Origin of the sequence: Virgibacillus sp. (genome assembly GCF_013393565.1) — a bacterium.
GTDB classification, from domain to species: Bacteria; Bacillota; Bacilli; order Bacillales; family Amphibacillaceae; genus Virgibacillus; species Virgibacillus dokdonensis.
Window position 1 is genome coordinate 1 of record NZ_JABXHF010000083.1, and the last position, 16,261, is coordinate 16,261.

The 16,261-nt window shown below is 33.0% G+C and carries 20 protein-coding genes; 14 read left to right on the top strand and 6 right to left on the bottom strand.

The window, feature by feature from the left end; all coding sequences use genetic code 11:
• Positions 1-155: 155 nt before the first annotated feature.
• A complete protein-coding gene (locus HLX49_RS14820; protein ID WP_077703707.1) occupies positions 156-677 on the top strand; it encodes a GNAT family N-acetyltransferase in 522 nt (173 codons plus the stop codon).
• A gap of 82 nt (positions 678-759) precedes the next feature.
• Here HLX49_RS14820 and HLX49_RS14825 read toward each other — a convergent pair whose 3' ends face one another.
• On the bottom strand, positions 760-1,767 hold the full coding sequence (locus tag HLX49_RS14825) for a C40 family peptidase (RefSeq protein WP_101933914.1): 1,008 nt from the start codon (positions 1,765-1,767) through the stop codon (positions 760-762).
• Positions 1,768-1,953: 186 nt separating this feature from the next.
• Between HLX49_RS14825 and HLX49_RS14830 the strand changes: the two genes are divergently transcribed.
• The 12 genes from HLX49_RS14830 (at position 1,954) to HLX49_RS14885 (ending at position 9,835) form a co-directional block, all read left to right on the top strand.
• Positions 1,954-2,910: a thymidylate synthase gene (locus HLX49_RS14830; protein ID WP_077703712.1), complete on the top strand. Its 957-nt coding sequence runs from the start codon at positions 1,954-1,956 to the stop codon at positions 2,908-2,910.
• 23 nt (positions 2,911-2,933) lie between these two features.
• The gene (locus tag HLX49_RS14835) at positions 2,934-3,422 is read left to right on the top strand and encodes a dihydrofolate reductase (RefSeq protein ID WP_077703715.1); all 489 of its coding nucleotides are present in this window, start codon (positions 2,934-2,936) and stop codon (positions 3,420-3,422) included.
• A 282-nt stretch (positions 3,423-3,704) separates the two neighbouring features.
• A complete protein-coding gene (locus tag HLX49_RS14840; RefSeq protein WP_077703718.1) occupies positions 3,705-3,914 on the top strand; it encodes a twin-arginine translocase TatA/TatE family subunit in 210 nt (69 codons plus the stop codon).
• Between the two features lie 15 nt (positions 3,915-3,929).
• Positions 3,930-4,133: a twin-arginine translocase TatA/TatE family subunit gene (gene tatA / locus HLX49_RS14845; RefSeq protein WP_077703721.1), complete on the top strand. Its 204-nt coding sequence runs from the start codon at positions 3,930-3,932 to the stop codon at positions 4,131-4,133.
• A gap of 144 nt (positions 4,134-4,277) precedes the next feature.
• Entirely contained in the window at positions 4,278-5,036 is a 759-nt protein-coding gene (gene tatC, locus HLX49_RS14850) for a twin-arginine translocase subunit TatC (protein ID WP_077706893.1), read from the top strand.
• 16 nt (positions 5,037-5,052) lie between these two features.
• A complete protein-coding gene (locus HLX49_RS14855) occupies positions 5,053-5,268 on the top strand; it encodes a YozE family protein (protein WP_077703724.1) in 216 nt (71 codons plus the stop codon).
• 347 nt (positions 5,269-5,615) lie between these two features.
• Complete coding sequence (locus HLX49_RS14860) at positions 5,616-6,194, top strand: TetR/AcrR family transcriptional regulator (protein WP_237342731.1); 579 nt, start codon at positions 5,616-5,618, stop codon at positions 6,192-6,194.
• Between the two features lie 20 nt (positions 6,195-6,214).
• Positions 6,215-7,069: an NmrA family NAD(P)-binding protein gene (locus HLX49_RS14865; RefSeq protein ID WP_296362874.1), complete on the top strand. Its 855-nt coding sequence runs from the start codon at positions 6,215-6,217 to the stop codon at positions 7,067-7,069.
• 370 nt (positions 7,070-7,439) lie between these two features.
• A complete protein-coding gene (gene vrrA, locus HLX49_RS14870) occupies positions 7,440-7,997 on the top strand; it encodes a VrrA/YqfQ family protein (RefSeq protein WP_296362876.1) in 558 nt (185 codons plus the stop codon).
• 70 nt (positions 7,998-8,067) lie between these two features.
• Positions 8,068-9,048 (top strand): peptide-methionine (R)-S-oxide reductase MsrB, encoded by a 981-nt coding sequence (gene msrB / locus HLX49_RS14875; RefSeq protein ID WP_296362878.1) that lies wholly within the window; start codon positions 8,068-8,070, stop codon positions 9,046-9,048.
• 41 nt (positions 9,049-9,089) lie between these two features.
• A complete protein-coding gene (locus tag HLX49_RS14880; RefSeq protein WP_077703734.1) occupies positions 9,090-9,296 on the top strand; it encodes a DUF6501 family protein in 207 nt (68 codons plus the stop codon).
• A gap of 299 nt (positions 9,297-9,595) precedes the next feature.
• Entirely contained in the window at positions 9,596-9,835 is a 240-nt protein-coding gene (locus HLX49_RS14885) for a DUF362 domain-containing protein (protein WP_073004058.1), read from the top strand.
• 174 nt (positions 9,836-10,009) lie between these two features.
• On the opposite strand, the gene HLX49_RS14890 is transcribed toward HLX49_RS14885, so the two are convergent.
• Positions 10,010-10,279 (bottom strand): acylphosphatase, encoded by a 270-nt coding sequence (locus tag HLX49_RS14890; RefSeq protein WP_101933915.1) that lies wholly within the window; start codon positions 10,277-10,279, stop codon positions 10,010-10,012.
• Between the two features lie 268 nt (positions 10,280-10,547).
• Between HLX49_RS14890 and HLX49_RS14895 the strand changes: the two genes are divergently transcribed.
• Positions 10,548-12,092: an FAD-dependent oxidoreductase gene (locus tag HLX49_RS14895; protein WP_296362886.1), complete on the top strand. Its 1,545-nt coding sequence runs from the start codon at positions 10,548-10,550 to the stop codon at positions 12,090-12,092.
• Positions 12,093-13,033: 941 nt separating this feature from the next.
• Here HLX49_RS14895 and HLX49_RS14900 read toward each other — a convergent pair.
• The 4 genes from HLX49_RS14900 to HLX49_RS14915 all read right to left on the bottom strand — a co-directional run bounded on the left by HLX49_RS14900 (position 13,034) and on the right by HLX49_RS14915 (position 15,834).
• Positions 13,034-13,174, bottom strand: coding sequence for a hypothetical protein (locus HLX49_RS14900; RefSeq protein ID WP_164085524.1), 141 nt, complete (start codon positions 13,172-13,174; stop codon positions 13,034-13,036).
• Between the two features lie 15 nt (positions 13,175-13,189).
• Positions 13,190-14,482, bottom strand: a complete 1,293-nt coding sequence (locus HLX49_RS14905) for a helix-turn-helix domain-containing protein (RefSeq protein ID WP_296362882.1) — start codon at positions 14,480-14,482, stop codon at positions 13,190-13,192.
• A gap of 336 nt (positions 14,483-14,818) precedes the next feature.
• Positions 14,819-15,316: a GNAT family N-acetyltransferase gene (locus HLX49_RS14910; protein WP_077703748.1), complete on the bottom strand. Its 498-nt coding sequence runs from the start codon at positions 15,314-15,316 to the stop codon at positions 14,819-14,821.
• 116 nt (positions 15,317-15,432) lie between these two features.
• The gene (locus HLX49_RS14915) at positions 15,433-15,834 is read right to left on the bottom strand and encodes a gamma-glutamylcyclotransferase family protein (RefSeq protein ID WP_077703751.1); all 402 of its coding nucleotides are present in this window, start codon (positions 15,832-15,834) and stop codon (positions 15,433-15,435) included.
• Between the last annotated feature and the right edge of the window lie 427 nt (positions 15,835-16,261).

The following is a 16,261-nucleotide window of genomic DNA, read 5'->3' on the forward strand; positions in this document are numbered from 1 at the left end:
AACATTTTTACGAGAAGCTATTACGTATTCGAGATAAGTTGCATACAGCAACCGCTAAAACCATTGCAAAAGAACGACATCACATCATGCAGCAATTCCTAGAACAGTTTTATCAAGAATGGAATTTCCCTAGCATAGAAAATAGGGGGTAAAAAATGAATATTCGTTTAACTAAGCTAAAAGATAGTGATGCAAAAGCTCTACTAGTGTTTGAAGCGGAAAATCGTTACTTCTTTGAGACAATGGTGCCCAGTCGTGGGGATGCGTACTATATGTCTGAAAATTTCCAAACAAGACATAAACAACTTTTAAAGGAACAAAGCCTAGGAATTTCACATTTTTATTTAATAAAAGACGATCATGATTTCATATTAGGTAGAATTAATGTGGTTGATTTAAATAAACAACGCCGAGGAGAGCTAGGCTATCGAATCGGGAAGTCCTACACTGGAAAAGGAATTGCGACAAAAGGTTTACAGCTTTTCATGAAAGAAGTAATAAAATTGGACATTAGAAAAATACATGCTAAAACAACCAGTAATAATTTTCCATCTCAAAGTGTGTTACAAAAAAATGGCTTCCATTATGAAGAAACAGATGCGGATTCATTTATTATGAATGGTGAAAAAGTAAAGTTTATGTACTATTCATGGGAGAATGGTAGAGAAATCGTATGACATGCTATTTTTAAAACTAGGATTGAGCGTTTTATGCAATGGAGGAATTCTGCTTGCAAAAACGCTCTTTTATAAAGACTAATCATTGCTTTACACGTGTAGCACCTAAATACCGTTCTTGCCAATAAGAATTATTCATTTTGCTTACTTCAACACCTCTCGATTCTCCTGCATGTATAAAGCTACCATTACCGACGTAGATCCCCATATGAGAAGGACCAGGCTTATAGGTTTCAAAAAAAACGAGATCTCCAACAGATGGCTCAGAAATTGGTTGTGAAAAATTATAGATTTCACTAACTGTACGTGGAATGGTGATACCTTCTTGTTGAAAAACATACTGAATAAAACCACTGCAATCAAATCCACCTGGAGATGTTCCACCCCAAACATAAGGTGTTCCCATTTGGGATCGGGCTTTCTCTACAATACCTGAACCATTTATACCTGTATAAGAAGGTTTTTGAACGGCCTTTTGTTTTGTTTTTTCTTTTGGTTCCGTATTCGGTTCTTTATTGGTAGCAGATAATGTTGGTTGTTTTTCTGTTGGTGTGGGTGGAGGGTCTATGATCAATTTCAAGTCATGCTTATTTTCAGCAATTTCTAACGCTTGCTTTGTTAGCGGGCCATATATGCCATCTAATTCACCTTCATAGTACCCAAAATATTGTAAGGATTTTTGTACAAGTTTCACTTTTTCGTTATGCATACCAGGCTGAATTTCTTTAGCAAAGGTTTTTAACTGCTGTTTATATTGTTTTTGCTCATTCTTTACGATAGCTGTTAATGTCTCTTTTTTTGCATTTCCGTTTATAGATAGCTTATGATTTGCTTGAAAATTTTTAATCGCATGCTTCGTATAATATCCAAACATTCCATCAACTGGTTGGTCAAAATACGATAATGTATGTAATTTTTTTTGTAACAAACGAACACTCTCACCGTGTTCGTCAATTTCTAACTGATCTGATTTAAATAAGATTTTATTTTGCAATTCAGGATATGCGTCGACATAATTTACAAAAGGCTGCGTCATTACAAAGCCATAGAGTAAAGATGTTTTCATAATTTTTTCCACATTTCTATTCATACACAGAACTCCCCTCCAATTACACTCTTGATGCAAGCAACTTTTGGCAAATTGGCGTCATGTGGTCTATTAATAGAAATATGTAGTTTTCAGCTAGTTATGAATTACGTTTTGATTACAAATGATTGGGTCAAGCTTTTATGTTACAATAAAACAGATAAGATGGAGTAGTTTGGAGGAATAATTATGATCATTGGTGAAGAAGCTTATTTAAACCTATGCCAACATATTTTGACGAATGGCACGAAAAAAGGGGACAGAACCAATACAGGAACCTATTCTGTATTTGGTCATCAAATGCGCTTTAATTTAGAGGAAGGATTTCCTTTATTAACGACAAAACGGGTGCCTTTTCGCTTAGTGGCTAGTGAACTTCTATGGTTTATTAAGGGAGATACAAATATTCGTTACCTGTTAGAGCATAATAACAATATATGGAACGAATGGGCTTTTGAGAAATGGGTTACTAGCAGTAATTATTCTGGGCCCGATATGAGTAATTTCGGTAATCGTTCTCAGGGAGATACTAATTTCAAAAAACAATATCAAGAGCAAATGGAAATTTTTAAAGATAAAATTTTAACCGACAATGCTTTTGCGAAGAAATATGGAGATTTAGGAAATGTGTACGGCAAGCAATGGCGTAAGTGGAAAACATCGCAAAATGAAACCATTGACCAGTTAAAAGATGTGATAGATAATATTAAAGACAATCCAAACTCCAGAAGACATATTGTCTCTGCTTGGAATCCGGAAGATTTACCATCCATGGCGCTTCCGCCATGTCATACATTGTTTCAATTTTATGTAGCGGATGGAAAGCTTTCGTGTCAATTGTATCAACGAAGCGCCGATGTATTTTTAGGAGTTCCGTTTAATATTGCTAGTTATGCGTTACTAACCTATCTAATTGCACATCAATGTAATTTAAAACCAGGGGAGTTTGTGCATACACTTGGAGATGCGCATATTTACCTGAATCATGTGGACCAAGTAAAAACACAACTGACGCGAGATATAAAACAAATGCCTCAGTTAGAAATAAATCAACAAAAAGCATCTATTTTTGATTTTGAATTAGATGACTTTAGAATTGTTGGATATGATCCTCATCCTACAATTAAAGCACCTATTGCTGTATAAAGGAAAGGAGATTGTTGTTACGAATGATATCATTACTTTTAGCGATGGATAAAAACCGTGTAATTGGTTTAAACAATGGCCTTCCCTGGCATTTGCCTAAGGATTTACGTTTTTTTAAAGAAAAAACGATAAATCAAACAGTTATTATGGGTAGGAAAACATATGAATCAATAGGGAAACCACTTCCGAATCGTAGAAATGTAATACTAACCAAAACAAAGAGGGACTTCCCAAAAGATATTGAAGTTATCCATGATTTACAAACTGTTTTACAGTGGAATGAAGAGCATCCAGAACAAGAATATTTCATTATTGGTGGCGCACATGTTTTTGAACAAATATTACCGAAAGCAGATCGTATGTATATTACGTGGATAAATCATTCCTTTAAAGGTGATACATATTTTCCTTCTTTTTCTGAACAGGATTGGGGGGTAACTTCAAAGGTAAAAGGAGAAAAAGACGATAAAAATCCTTATGATTACTATTTCTTACAATATGATAGAAAATAATGAATTGATTGCAATGTGCACGTATAATTGAGGTGTTTCTATTTAATGTAACTTTGGTTAATAATACATCGATACATTCCTTTAAAATAGAAAAATTAAAATTGATACTATTTAAATTTTGCTTCAAACAAGCGGATAATAAGGGATGCTTAGAAGCTTGTTTTGCGATAGAAAAACATGTTACACTTAAAGCGCTTATAAAATAGTGATGTGCATATATAAAAATAAGTTATGATCCGGATAATTACTTTTAAGAAGAGATCATCTAAAGAGGGTGGAAAAATGTTATCTAGCATTGGTTTCCCAGGACTCATTTTAATATTGGTCATTGCTTTAGTTGTTTTTGGGCCGAAAAAATTACCTGAGATCGGTAAAGCAGCTGGACAAACTTTAAAAGAGTTTAAAAACTCGACTAATGACTTAACGAGTGATGTGAGAGATGAGTTTAGAGAAACAAAAGATCTAATTACAAACAATAACCATGATCGGTAATGGGGAGTGAGGAGAATGTTTCAAAGTATAGGTATTCCAGGGCTTATTCTAATTTTAATTATTGCATTAGTAATCTTTGGACCATCGAAGCTACCTGAAATTGGTAAAGCATTCGGAAACTCATTAAAAGAGTTTAAAAATGCGACAAAAGATATTGCTTCAGACGATAACGATAACGCATCAGATAAGAAGGAAAACCCTACATCAAGTAAAAATTAACAAGCGAAGATGTAAGGAAACTCCTTACATCTTCTTTTATGTGAAATGAGCACTTATACGAGAACTTACATAGTCTTTCACATAGTCATTTTATACATTTATAGCTTAAAGCTCTTAATGCGGGGCAGTAGGGGGAGTAACATGATGTCTGACAATCAACCAACAGAAGATAAAGAAATGAATTTAACAGGCCATCTCTCTGAGCTAAGAAATCGAATTATTGTAACAGCAATTTTTTTTATTTTGTTTTTTATAGTTGGTTTTGTTTTCGCAACGGATATATATGATTTTTTCCAGCAAGATTTATCCTTTAAACTTACCGTCATTAGTCCCGGTGAGATTATTTGGATTTATTTTACTTTAGCATCTGTAGTTGCTATTGCATTTACATTACCCATTCTAATTTTGCAAATATGGTTATTTGTAAAGCCAGGATTAACAAAAGGTGAACAAAAAGCAACAATCGCTTATATACCAGCTGTATTTTTCTTGTTTATTGGTGGACTGGTCTTTGGCTATTTTATGTTTATTAAACTTATTCTGCCATTTTTGCTTTCACTAAATGACGGTATGTTTAATGAAATGTTTACAGTAGATAAATATTTTCGCTTTTTACTGCGTGTAACACTTCCATTTGCTGTGTTGTTTGAAATTCCAGTAATCGCTATGTTTTTAACAGCATTGGGCATTTTAACGCCACAATTTATGAGAAAAACGAGAAAATATGCCTATTTTATTCTGATTATTATTGGCACTATCGTTACACCACCAGATTTCGTTTTACAACTTGTTGTTGCTGTTCCATTAATTCTACTTTATGAACTAAGCATTAATTTAGCTTCCATCGTATATCGAAAGAAGCAACGAAAACACGAAGCTTTTATGAACAACGCTGATTTATAGGGAAGGAGGAGGCCAATTGCGCTCCTTTTATCATTATTTAATGACTTACAGAGGAAAAAAACAACCAGATGATCAATCACATTTAGCGGATTGGGCATTCCAAGATCATCATTTCCCAAAACACGCTACAAGCTACAATGAAATAAGTAATTACTTGGAATGGAATAGTCCTTTTCCAACAGCTTTAACGGTTTTTGATGAATTGTGGGAAGCGTACGTTATGGATAATTAAAAACTGGCGTAGCGTCAAATCTTTATGTTAAATTTAACAGTATATTAAAATTGTATACTGTGTACCCTTAACTAGATGGTGGGGATTCCCTGGGAGCTTTGAAGGCTTCCTAAAAGCTTGAGCTTATCGCTCAAGCTTTTTTAAATTTTGTGTTCGTTGCAAAATATCCTTTACCCGCCTTATTATATTAAAAAAATAGCAAGAATTCATGTCTAGCAACTTACTATTAAAAAAGAGATGCAATTATATATCTTAAAAGAGAGGATTCTACTGCTGTAAGTTGACATTGACAAACCTCAGCCTTAAAATTATATTGACCGATCGATATAATTAAGAGGTGATTAAAATTGAAATCTAAAAAAATGAATACAAAAGAGAAATTGATTCAAACAGCTTCTCGCCTTTTTCAATTACAAGGTTATCATGGAACTGGAGTTAAGCAAATTGTGGAAGAAAGTCATTCGCCTAAAGGTTCCTTATATTATTATTTTCCAGGTGGAAAGGAACAATTGGCAATCGAATCTGTTTATGCAACGGCGCAATTCATACGTATCAATATTCAAGAAAATTTAAATAAAGAAGATGATCCAACAAAAGCAATTCAATCATTCATTTATAAAATAGCTGAAATCTTTCAGAAACAATTCAGGCTTGAAGGAGTTCCCATTGCATCTGTAGCTCTGGAGACTTCTTTAATTAGTGAGCCTTTGAGAAAAGCGTGCCAAGAAGCATATATCAGTTTTCAACACCAATTTACAGAAAAATTAATTCAAGCAAAAGTAGCACAAAATAGGGCATGTGAATTAGGAATTGTTATTAATTCAATGATTGAAGGAGCTTTTCTACTATCCTTTACAATGGATAGTGCAGAACCATTATTGTTAGTAGCTGAACAAATTCCATTACTTTTACAACAATGTCATTAATTTAGAAAGAGGGTATACTTATGAAAGTTTTAGTAACAGGCGCTTCTGGTAATGTAGGAAAATATGTGGTTCGTGAACTTCTTCAAATGGGAGAACATGTTGTGGCTGCTGGAACCAATATAGAAAAGCTTAACCATTTATTTGGAGGAGATGTTGAAAAAGTAATTTTAGATTTTCAAGATTTAAAGATGTATCAACAGGCGCTTCATGATGTAGATCGCTTGTTTTTAATGCGCCCACCACACCTAGGTAAAGCAGATGACCTGTTCCCATTTATAGATGCAATGAAACAACATGATATTCAATTTGTATCTTTCTTATCGCTTATGGGAATAGAAAGAAACACCATCCCACCACATCATAAAATTGAGAAATATATAGAGTCAGTAGGTATACCATATGGACATATTCGCCCTGGGTTCTTTATGCAGAATATCTCAGGTATTCACGCAGCTGAAATTAAAGAAAAAAAGCAAATTTTTATACCAGCAGGGAAAAGCAAGACGAGTTTTATTGATGCAGAAGATATCGCTCTTTCTGTAGCGACTATTTTGCACGATCCTGGCAAGTATGAGAATACAGCCCATACCATTACCGGGTCAGAATCACTTGATTATTACCAAATAGCCGATATTCTTACAAAGGTTACTGGAAGCAAAATTACTTATGCAAAACCAGGTTTTTTGCGATACAGAAATTATTATCTAAAAAAAAGAAGGCTGAATAAATCTTATGTAAATGTCACAGTTGCGCTATATTTCATGACTCGATTATGTACAGCAAAACATATCACCACCGATTTCACCAAATTAACTGGGAAGCAGCCGTGTACGTTTGAAGATTTTTCAAGAAAACATATCAAGTGCTTTAAATAAACGAAGAGGGTTAAAAGATAACTTGAAAGAACTGAGTGTGCGGGACACTCAATTAAAGGGGGATGACAAAGCTATCATCATGATGACATTAAAAACGGTATGATAATTTCAAACAAACGTTTGATTAAATTATTAGCACACTTGTTTTAATGCTGTTTTTCAGCAATATTCGGCAAGTAAAGGAGAGTACATTAAGAAAACTGTAATTATGTGCGGTTGCCCGGGAAATATTTTATTTAGTGAATTGATTGAGCATCAAATTAATGAATGATGTTTTTCGTTTATTTGATTACAGCTGAGCCTACACTATTTTTATAACTTAACGTACACTATTGATAGGTGATTTACTTAAAGAAAGGAGTATGATCATATGGTATTTTCGCCAAATCAATCGGCTAATTTCCCATTTCATATGCAGCAAGGTCCTCCTATGAGACCAAATATGCGAGCCTTTACCCCTCAACAAAGTTTTTCTCGCGCACCATTTCCATCTGGTCCTTTCTCTGGGGGGCTTCTGCCAGGGGGACAATCATTTCCTAAAGGAGGGAAATTACAAAACTTATTGAGCCTTTTTCAACCACAAGCCGGTGTAAATAATGTTGGTGGTGGATTTTTAAGCAAAGGGGTTGGTGGCTTAAGTGGCGCACTGGATAATGTTCAGCAAGTATTAAATGTTGTACAAAACGCAGCTCCTATTGTGCAAGAATACGGACCAATGGTAAAGAATCTGCCTAGGATGTATCGGATGATGAAAGCTTTTAATTCATTTAATGATGAAGATATAGAAGATACAGAGAAAGGCAATACGGAAGCACTTTCTGATGATGATTTATTAAATACAAGTACTGTTCAAGCAGAAGATTCAGCAGGGAAGCAAGAAGAGGATAATCAACAGATTGGAAAGTCTGTACCAAAGTTATTTATTTAATTTAAATGCTCCTAACTTGATTTTTTCTTCTATAAAGTGAAGAATAGAAGAAAATGCGTCTAAGAAGGGGATGAAAATGATGAATGCTACAGCTACAGTAAAAGAATATGCAACCTTTGCTGGAGGATGTTTTTGGTGTATGGTAGAGCCGTTTGATCAACGTCCTGGAATTATCCGAATTACAGCTGGATATACAGGAGGGTCTGTAGAGAACCCAACGTATGAAGAAGTATGTTCTAATGCAACAGGACATGTGGAGGCAGTTCAAATTGAATTTAATCCAAGTATTATTAGCTATAAAAAGTTATTGGATACATTCTGGAAACAGATAGATCCAACAGACCCTCATGGTCAATTTAATGACCGTGGTGAGTCTTATACAACGGTGATATTCTATCATACAGACCAGCAAAGACGAGAAGCAGAAGCTTCCAAAAAGGAACTAGAAGCTAGTGAAAAATTTGCTAAACCAATTGCGACTAAAATTGTCCCTGCCAAAACCTTTTATCCTGCAGAAAAACACCATCAGGATTATTATAAGAAGCAAGGCTTTCATTATCGTCTATACAAAAAGGGTTCAGGTAGAGAGGATTTTATTAAGAAGCATTGGAAAAACAGATACGATCAAAATGAACTAAAACAAAAGCTTACACCTATACAATATCATGTGACCCAAGAAAATGGCACAGAACCACCATTTCAAAATGAATATTGGGATAAACAAGAAGAGGGGATTTATGTAGATATCGTTTCTGGTGAACCATTATTCTCATCTAAGGATAAGTATGATGCTGGTTGCGGTTGGCCAAGTTTTACTAAGGCTATAGACCGTTACCACATTGCAGAGAAAACGGACATATCGCACGGAATGATACGTACAGAAATCCGCAGTAAGGAGGCAGACTCGCATTTGGGACATGTATTTGAAGATGGTCCCAAAGATCAAGGAGGCCTTCGTTATTGTATGAATTCTGCTGCTATGCGCTTTATCCCAAAAGATAAGTTGGTCGAAGAAGGCTACGGAGAATATGTAACCTTATTCACTGATTGAGTTAATTACAATAATATTATGCAAACAAAAGGAGTAAAAAAATGATTCATTTAAATTGGGAAAACCAAAAATCGATTAAGCAATTAAAATGTGTTCATGCAAATGCAAAAAAGTTTGTAGTGAATAACAAATTAACACCTGGAAAGATATATGATGTAAAAAATGAAACAGATGAGTTTTATTTTATTATTGATAACAGTAAACGCATCGGCGGATTTCGAAAAGAATATTTTGAAGAAGTAAATTAACAAGAAAAGTTTATAAAATGACTAGTTACTCGTAGTGACTTTTTGCTAAAGTAACCAACGCTTGTTGACAACTAGCAAAAAATAACCACAAAAACAAACTAGTTAAGTTATGAGTGGTTATTTTTTGAGTTAGAAACCACAGCATTACTAATTAATGTTTGAAATTCCCAGTATTGAATTACTTCACTTACGATATTGCTTTCATTTTTTATAGCAAATGCGTTATAATAATTAGTACAATAATAAATAACTACATAATAACATTCGTCTTAATGGATTCAAGAAGGAGGAGAGCCGTTTTGGCTTTTGTAATTACATCACCATGTAAAGAAGAAAAATCGGGAGAATGTGTGGAAGTATGCCCTGTTGATTGTATAGAAGAAGGAAAAGATATGTTTTATATTGACCCTGATATATGTATAGATTGCGGTGCATGTGAAGCTGTATGCCCTGTAGAAGCAATTTATATGGAGGATGAAGTTCCTGAAGAGGAAACAGAATATATAGCTTTAAATCGCAAGTTTTTTGAAGAACAATAAATGAATAATAAGCAAGCTGTAATCATTCAGCTTGCTTATTTGTATCTAAATAGCACGTAAACTCTTCATTTTGTTACAATTTGTTTTAAAGACTTAAACTCACATTTCTTTAAATTTTGTTAATTAAGTCTTGGCCAATTAGCAAAGATTCTACAAAAATGAAATGCACTACGTTTATTTGACAGAAAAAGTTGAATAACCAGCTTCATTATAAAGTAATTTTTGATCAATATGAGTTACTTTAATAAAGGGATTCAATCCGTTTTTTAAAGCACCCATAAACTTTCTTATATGAGCTTCATTGCCTTCAGCTTCTAATTCAACCGTGCCATCCTCCTTATTTTTCACCCATCCGTGAACATCTAATTCAAGAGCTTTCTGTTTAGCAGAATAGCGAAAACCCACGCCTTGCACTCTCCCATGAAAAATCGCATGTATACGCATACTTATCACCTCAGTTACAATTATCCCTTTATACTAAAGTTTAAACATATTTTTCGATTAAAACCTAATTTTCATGTTCATACTAGTTAGTACATTTGGAATAGATATGACTTCAGCTTGGATTTTTTCTGTGTCTTATCTAATCCCATATAGAAAACATTATTAAACAAGAGAAGCAAAGTAGCGCACTCAGTAATGCCCCATTTTAATGCACTTTTTGAACAACCTTGATAAATAAAATAAAAAATGTTGAAAGGGAGTGAAGATGATGGTTGATAACCACTTGCCGAATCACTCACAATCATTTTGGCGTGAAACATCTACAATACCTAAAAATCCATCCTTAGATACCTCCATTCAAACAGAAGTTGGGATCGTTGGAGGAGGAATAACCGGAATTACAACAGCATATTTATTATCTAAAAAAAATGTAAAAGTTACATTAATTGATGCGAATCCAATTTTAAAAGGAACAACGGGTCATACAACAGCTAAAATTACTGCACAACATGGTCTGATTTATGATGAGCTTATACAGCACTTTGGTATAGAACAAGCTACTCTTTATTATAAAGCTATGGATGAGGCTAAGCAATTAATTGAAAACAATATAAATGATCTACAAATAGATTGCGATTTTTGCCATGAAGATGCTTTTCTTTACACCAATCTAGATTCTTGGAAGCGTGATTTAGAAAAAGAAAAGGATGCCTATGACCAAATTGGTATTGAGAGTGAAATAACAAAGGATACCCCCCTAAAATTTCCGATGAAATTAGCTTTACAAATGAAAAATCAAGCTCTATTTCATCCGTTAAAGTACTTAAGCGAATTACTAAAAGAAAGTATAAGGAATGGGTTAACGGTCTATGAAAATACAGTAGCTGTAGATATTGAAAGTGATCGCTCAAACCCCTCCATTATAACGAAAGATGGTCATCGTATAAAGTGTGATTATATTATTGCTGCATCTCATTTTCCTTTTTATGATCGAGACAGCTTTTATTTTACTAGAATGTACGCAGAACGTGCTTATGTGCTGGCGATGCAATCTAAGGAAAAGTATCCTGGTGGAATGTACATTAATGCAGAATCACCAACAAGATCTGTTCGCACTACAACATGGAAGGGAAGAGATTTATGGTTAATAAGTGGGGAAAATCACAAAACTGGCCAAGGTAAACCTATGCACGAACATTTTAAAGCATTACAATCATTTACGAATGAAAACTTTGAAGTAGCATCATATGATTTTCGCTGGTCAGCGCAGGATTTAACAACATTGGATAAAGTTCCTTATATTGGTCGTATAAAAAGTTCAACACCTAACATACTCGTTGCGACAGGGTACCGTAAGTGGGGAATGACGAACGGCACCGCTGCTGCAAATATGCTAACAAAGATCATTGTTAACAAAGCAAATGAGTATACGAAACTTTTTGATCCGGCCCGATTTAAAGCAGATCCCACGATAAAAAAATTTGTGAAAACGAATACAGATACAGCTAAGCAGATGGTGAAAGGAAAATTAGATAATACGAATAACCATTTGGATATTAATCAATTGCAAGCAGATCAAGCAACCGTTACACGAATTAATGGAAATCGAGCTGGTGTCTATAAAGACAAGAAAAACCAAATATATATTGTTGATACAACATGTACACACTTAAAATGTGAAGTCGAATGGAATTCCGGAGAACGCAGTTGGGATTGTCCGTGTCATGGTTCAAGATTTTCATATACAGGCGAAGTTTTGAATGGACCTGCGAACAAACCTTTAAAACATATCGATCCAAATAAATTAAAGTGAAGAATAAAAATTACTATGATTTAATAGCTCATAGTAATTTTTATTCTTGTCTCAATATCAAGAGAATACTTTAAAATTGAGATTAAAATAACTGTTTTCCCAGTAACTTCCGATAATATATATTATGTAAACTAATATTTTTAAAAGTACTATAATTGCTTCTTCCCCTCGCTGGTTTATTTTTTCCATTTGGGAAACTTCCCAATTCCCCTTATGTAAACGAAACACATCTATAGCGACTGATTTGCCTACACCTGCTCTCCGAAACTTTTCATAATCAGAAATTGAAAAATAGGATTTAGTTTCTGTTCTATCAATTTAATTAAGACAAATCCAATGACACATTTTTTGCTTTTTAATATGCCACACTTAATTGGAAAATAAATCTGCTGATCCCATTGTCGTTTTATTTGAAGAAAAAGTGTATCAATTTATTAATTGAAAACTGTACCATCCCAATTTAGCGGTCACAAACATATAACTTTCTGTAAATGTTGATGCAAATAGAATATAGAATTTAGAGTTAATAATTATAATAAGACCTTTAAGTGCAAATTACCGCTTATGTTCCTATAATAAGCAGAATATATATAAATGCAAAAGTAAACGTTGCGGTCATCGTAATTACATCCATTGCTTTTTCAATCTTAGTGAGCCTTCTTTGTTTTTTAAGCAATTTGAGTTGGCGATAATACATAATACTTGATATAAATATTAACATAAATGCTAACGCTTTTAAATTTTCTAGAAAGATAAGCAAATAATCAGCCTTCTACTCTAATTATTGATAAAAAACACAGAAGTCTTCTAAAATAGAAGACTTCTGTGACAATTGGGGTGCGTGAAAAATTAAAAATAAATTTGCATACATAAATGTATAATGATCTTTTCTTCAAAAAAGGAGCATTTTTAAATTTTAATAGAAAATAACCTTTATTTTATTAAGACTTTTCAACTTCAATTGGGTTTAATGTAGGATTAGGTTGAAGTGTTGCTGTCTGATCATATTGAACATTTAAAAATACCAAACCACCTATAAGAAATGTACCACAAACTAATAATTTTAAGACTGTTTTTTTCACTTTCCTTCTCCTCCTTTATAAATTAAATAATTTCTCATAACTGCTATTAGCTAATTTATAATATTGTAAAGATGTTTTATACTTACCACTTTTCTCTAAATGGTTACCTAACATTTTTGCATAAAAAGCTAAATACTCATAATTTCTTTTTTTCTCTAGGTAAGGTATAAAATCATTAGCTAATACAGATATAAATTGTTTAGTTTCTCCATTTAATAAATGTGTATATACTTTGATAACATAGTCGTGTAAATCATCAGTATATTCGTTATAATCATTAATATATGTTTTCAAAACTAATGTTGTTTGATCCAAATAGTTCTTGGCTTTTTTATAATCCCCAACTAAATAAAACTCTTGAATTAATCGAATTAGGGATACTAATTTAGTTTTTTCTTTAAAGTTATTATTTTGTATTGCAATTAGATAATGTTCGATTGCTTTTTCTGAATTTCCAGTTATTGAATGCAGGTAACCCAGATTGTAATGTGCTAGATGAACTACATCTTCATTGTTTTTTAATTCTCCCAATTGTAATGCCAAGTTATAATTTTTGGTAGCCTTATCTAAATTCTTAATTCTATGGTGCGCAATCCCCAATAGGATATGGCATTGAGCACAGCGAATAAAATTGTAGTTTTTTTGAAAAATTCCCATTGCCTTTTTTGCATATTCAATACTCTCAAGATCATTCCATAATTTACTATGTTCTATAGATATGATATATTGCAGATCTGCTGTTTCATGTTCTTGAATATTTGCAAAACTGATAATTTCTTCTGCTAATTTATAATGTTGTATAGCTTGATGGTGGTACGTTTTAAATGAGTAATAGTTTCCTTGAAATTTATGCCAATAATATTTATGTATAGGGTTAAATGAACTTGCCATCTCATGGAGTTCGTTAATTTTACATAATGCTTTTTTAAGATCCCGCATAATACAGTAATAACGAATTTTATGAATCTCAAACATGAGTGTCTGATCATTAATACTTCGGCCCAGCAACTGCTGCAATTCTTCATATATTTCTGATATTTTCTGTTTATCGAATCGGTCATAAAGCATTCCGTACCACTCTTGACATTTTTCTTCAATTTCTACATCTAGCTTTTCCGTAAGCTCAATCTCTAATCGGTTACAAAGCAATTGAATAATTTCAGGACTAGCTTTTGTCTTCTTATTTTCTATTTTTGATAAGTAGGATAATGAAACAATGCCTTCTGACAATTCCTCTTGTGTCATATTGCGCTTGGTTCGCTGTAATTTGATAATAGAACCTATATCTATCAATTTATCACCTACCAATCTCCCATTAATCTGTTATGTATCTAGTATAATTGTAACATAAATCCCAAAAATGCCTATTGGGAAAATAATTAGATTTTTTAACTAATTTCATAACGAATTGCTATGATTAATTGATTAGTTTTCCTCATATAGGAAAATTGCGGTAATGAATCCTTTTTATACCTAAAACAAGAAAAAGCATGTTTAAGTTACAACTTTAAAAATAATTCAAGATAAAAATATGTTAAATAAACCTGCACCAGTGATAGATCTGATTATTTTGATTGTTTTTCTGTCTTTTAACCAACAAGAACCTTTCTTTATAAGCTTTATTATTTGCTGTTAATGAAAAAACTACTCATCATAAAACAATACTTCTCGTCGAATCCCTTCTTGTTTGAACCCTAGTTTTTCATACGATTTCCTTGCTCTTGTATTAAAGTCAAAGACCTCTAATTCTATTCGATGTAAATTTAATTGTTCAAATCCATAGTTTATTAATTGTTCCATTGCTTCTGTCCCATATCCATTACCCCAATATGCTTTGTTAAATATAGCAATTCGTACGGAAGCATGTCTATTTTGCCAGTCAATATCACTCATTGCTATATCGCCAATGCATAGATCATTCTCTTGTAGACAAATTAACAGATCCATTCTAGTCTGATCATTAGCAGCAGAGGTAATAAACTGTTCTACACCTTTAAGACTAAATTTAGCTTGTGTTCCTGTAAACCGTCTTTCTTCATGATCCCAAAGATTTGCATACAACATGGGGACGTCTTCGTCTTCATCTTCAATCGGACGAAGATATATACGCCTTCCTTCTATAAATTTTATTGGCATTTCCATGTATTCACCCCTTCTCTTTTATCTTAGAAATAAATGCTTTACTGTTTTGTCTAAATGTAAAATTATTTTTTTATCTTTATGAAACAGTTCCTACTTTCACTCAAAAACACTAAAAATTACTGTTCCTGCGAACAATAGGTATTCCAATCTCCAGATTTAATATACATTTCACACATAGATTGATTTTTTCCTTCTATATACACAAATGCGTCCAATTCCCCCTGCTTTGTAAAGACAGTTTGTATCATGCGTTCATACAAGTTATCATTTGCTTCACAGCTTGTATATCCTTCCAGTTCATCTAAAAGATGTAATCCAGCTTTATCAACTTGGTACAGCTCACCATACACTGCATCCAATTTATCGATCTTATGTAAGACGGGATAGCCTCTTTTCGTATCAAACAGTGTCCCTTTTACCCAACAATACTCTGAAATACAAATTGCTCCGCTTAATACATGATGGTTAGCTTGATTTTTTCGTAATGTACCATAACAAAATACGTAATAAGTTGTCATTACATTCTCCCTTTTATACAAATTATACCAAAATAATTTTGTAATGTTGTGGTAATTAAGTCTTAACTGCACAAATTTTTAAATTTTTCTTAAAGTAAACCAGATATGTTTAGTGTAGTAAATAAATCGATTTCAAACAAATGAAATGATAATCATTATGATACATATAGGAGTGCTATTGAAGTGCGTATTTTCAATAATAAAAGCTGTAAGCCACCATAATCTTTTTATTTTTAAAGAATAAAACAATATGTACTGAAAAAAAGAGGTTGACTCAATAGAAAATAGCCCACAGCTTTATGATCTGCGCCCTGTCAAGTAGACAGTGAAAAAATAAAAAATTATGCCACAGTCTGGCGCCGGTATTCTAATGGTGCTAGGCTGTTTAATCTCTTTTGGTATCGTTCCTCATTATAAAATGTAATAT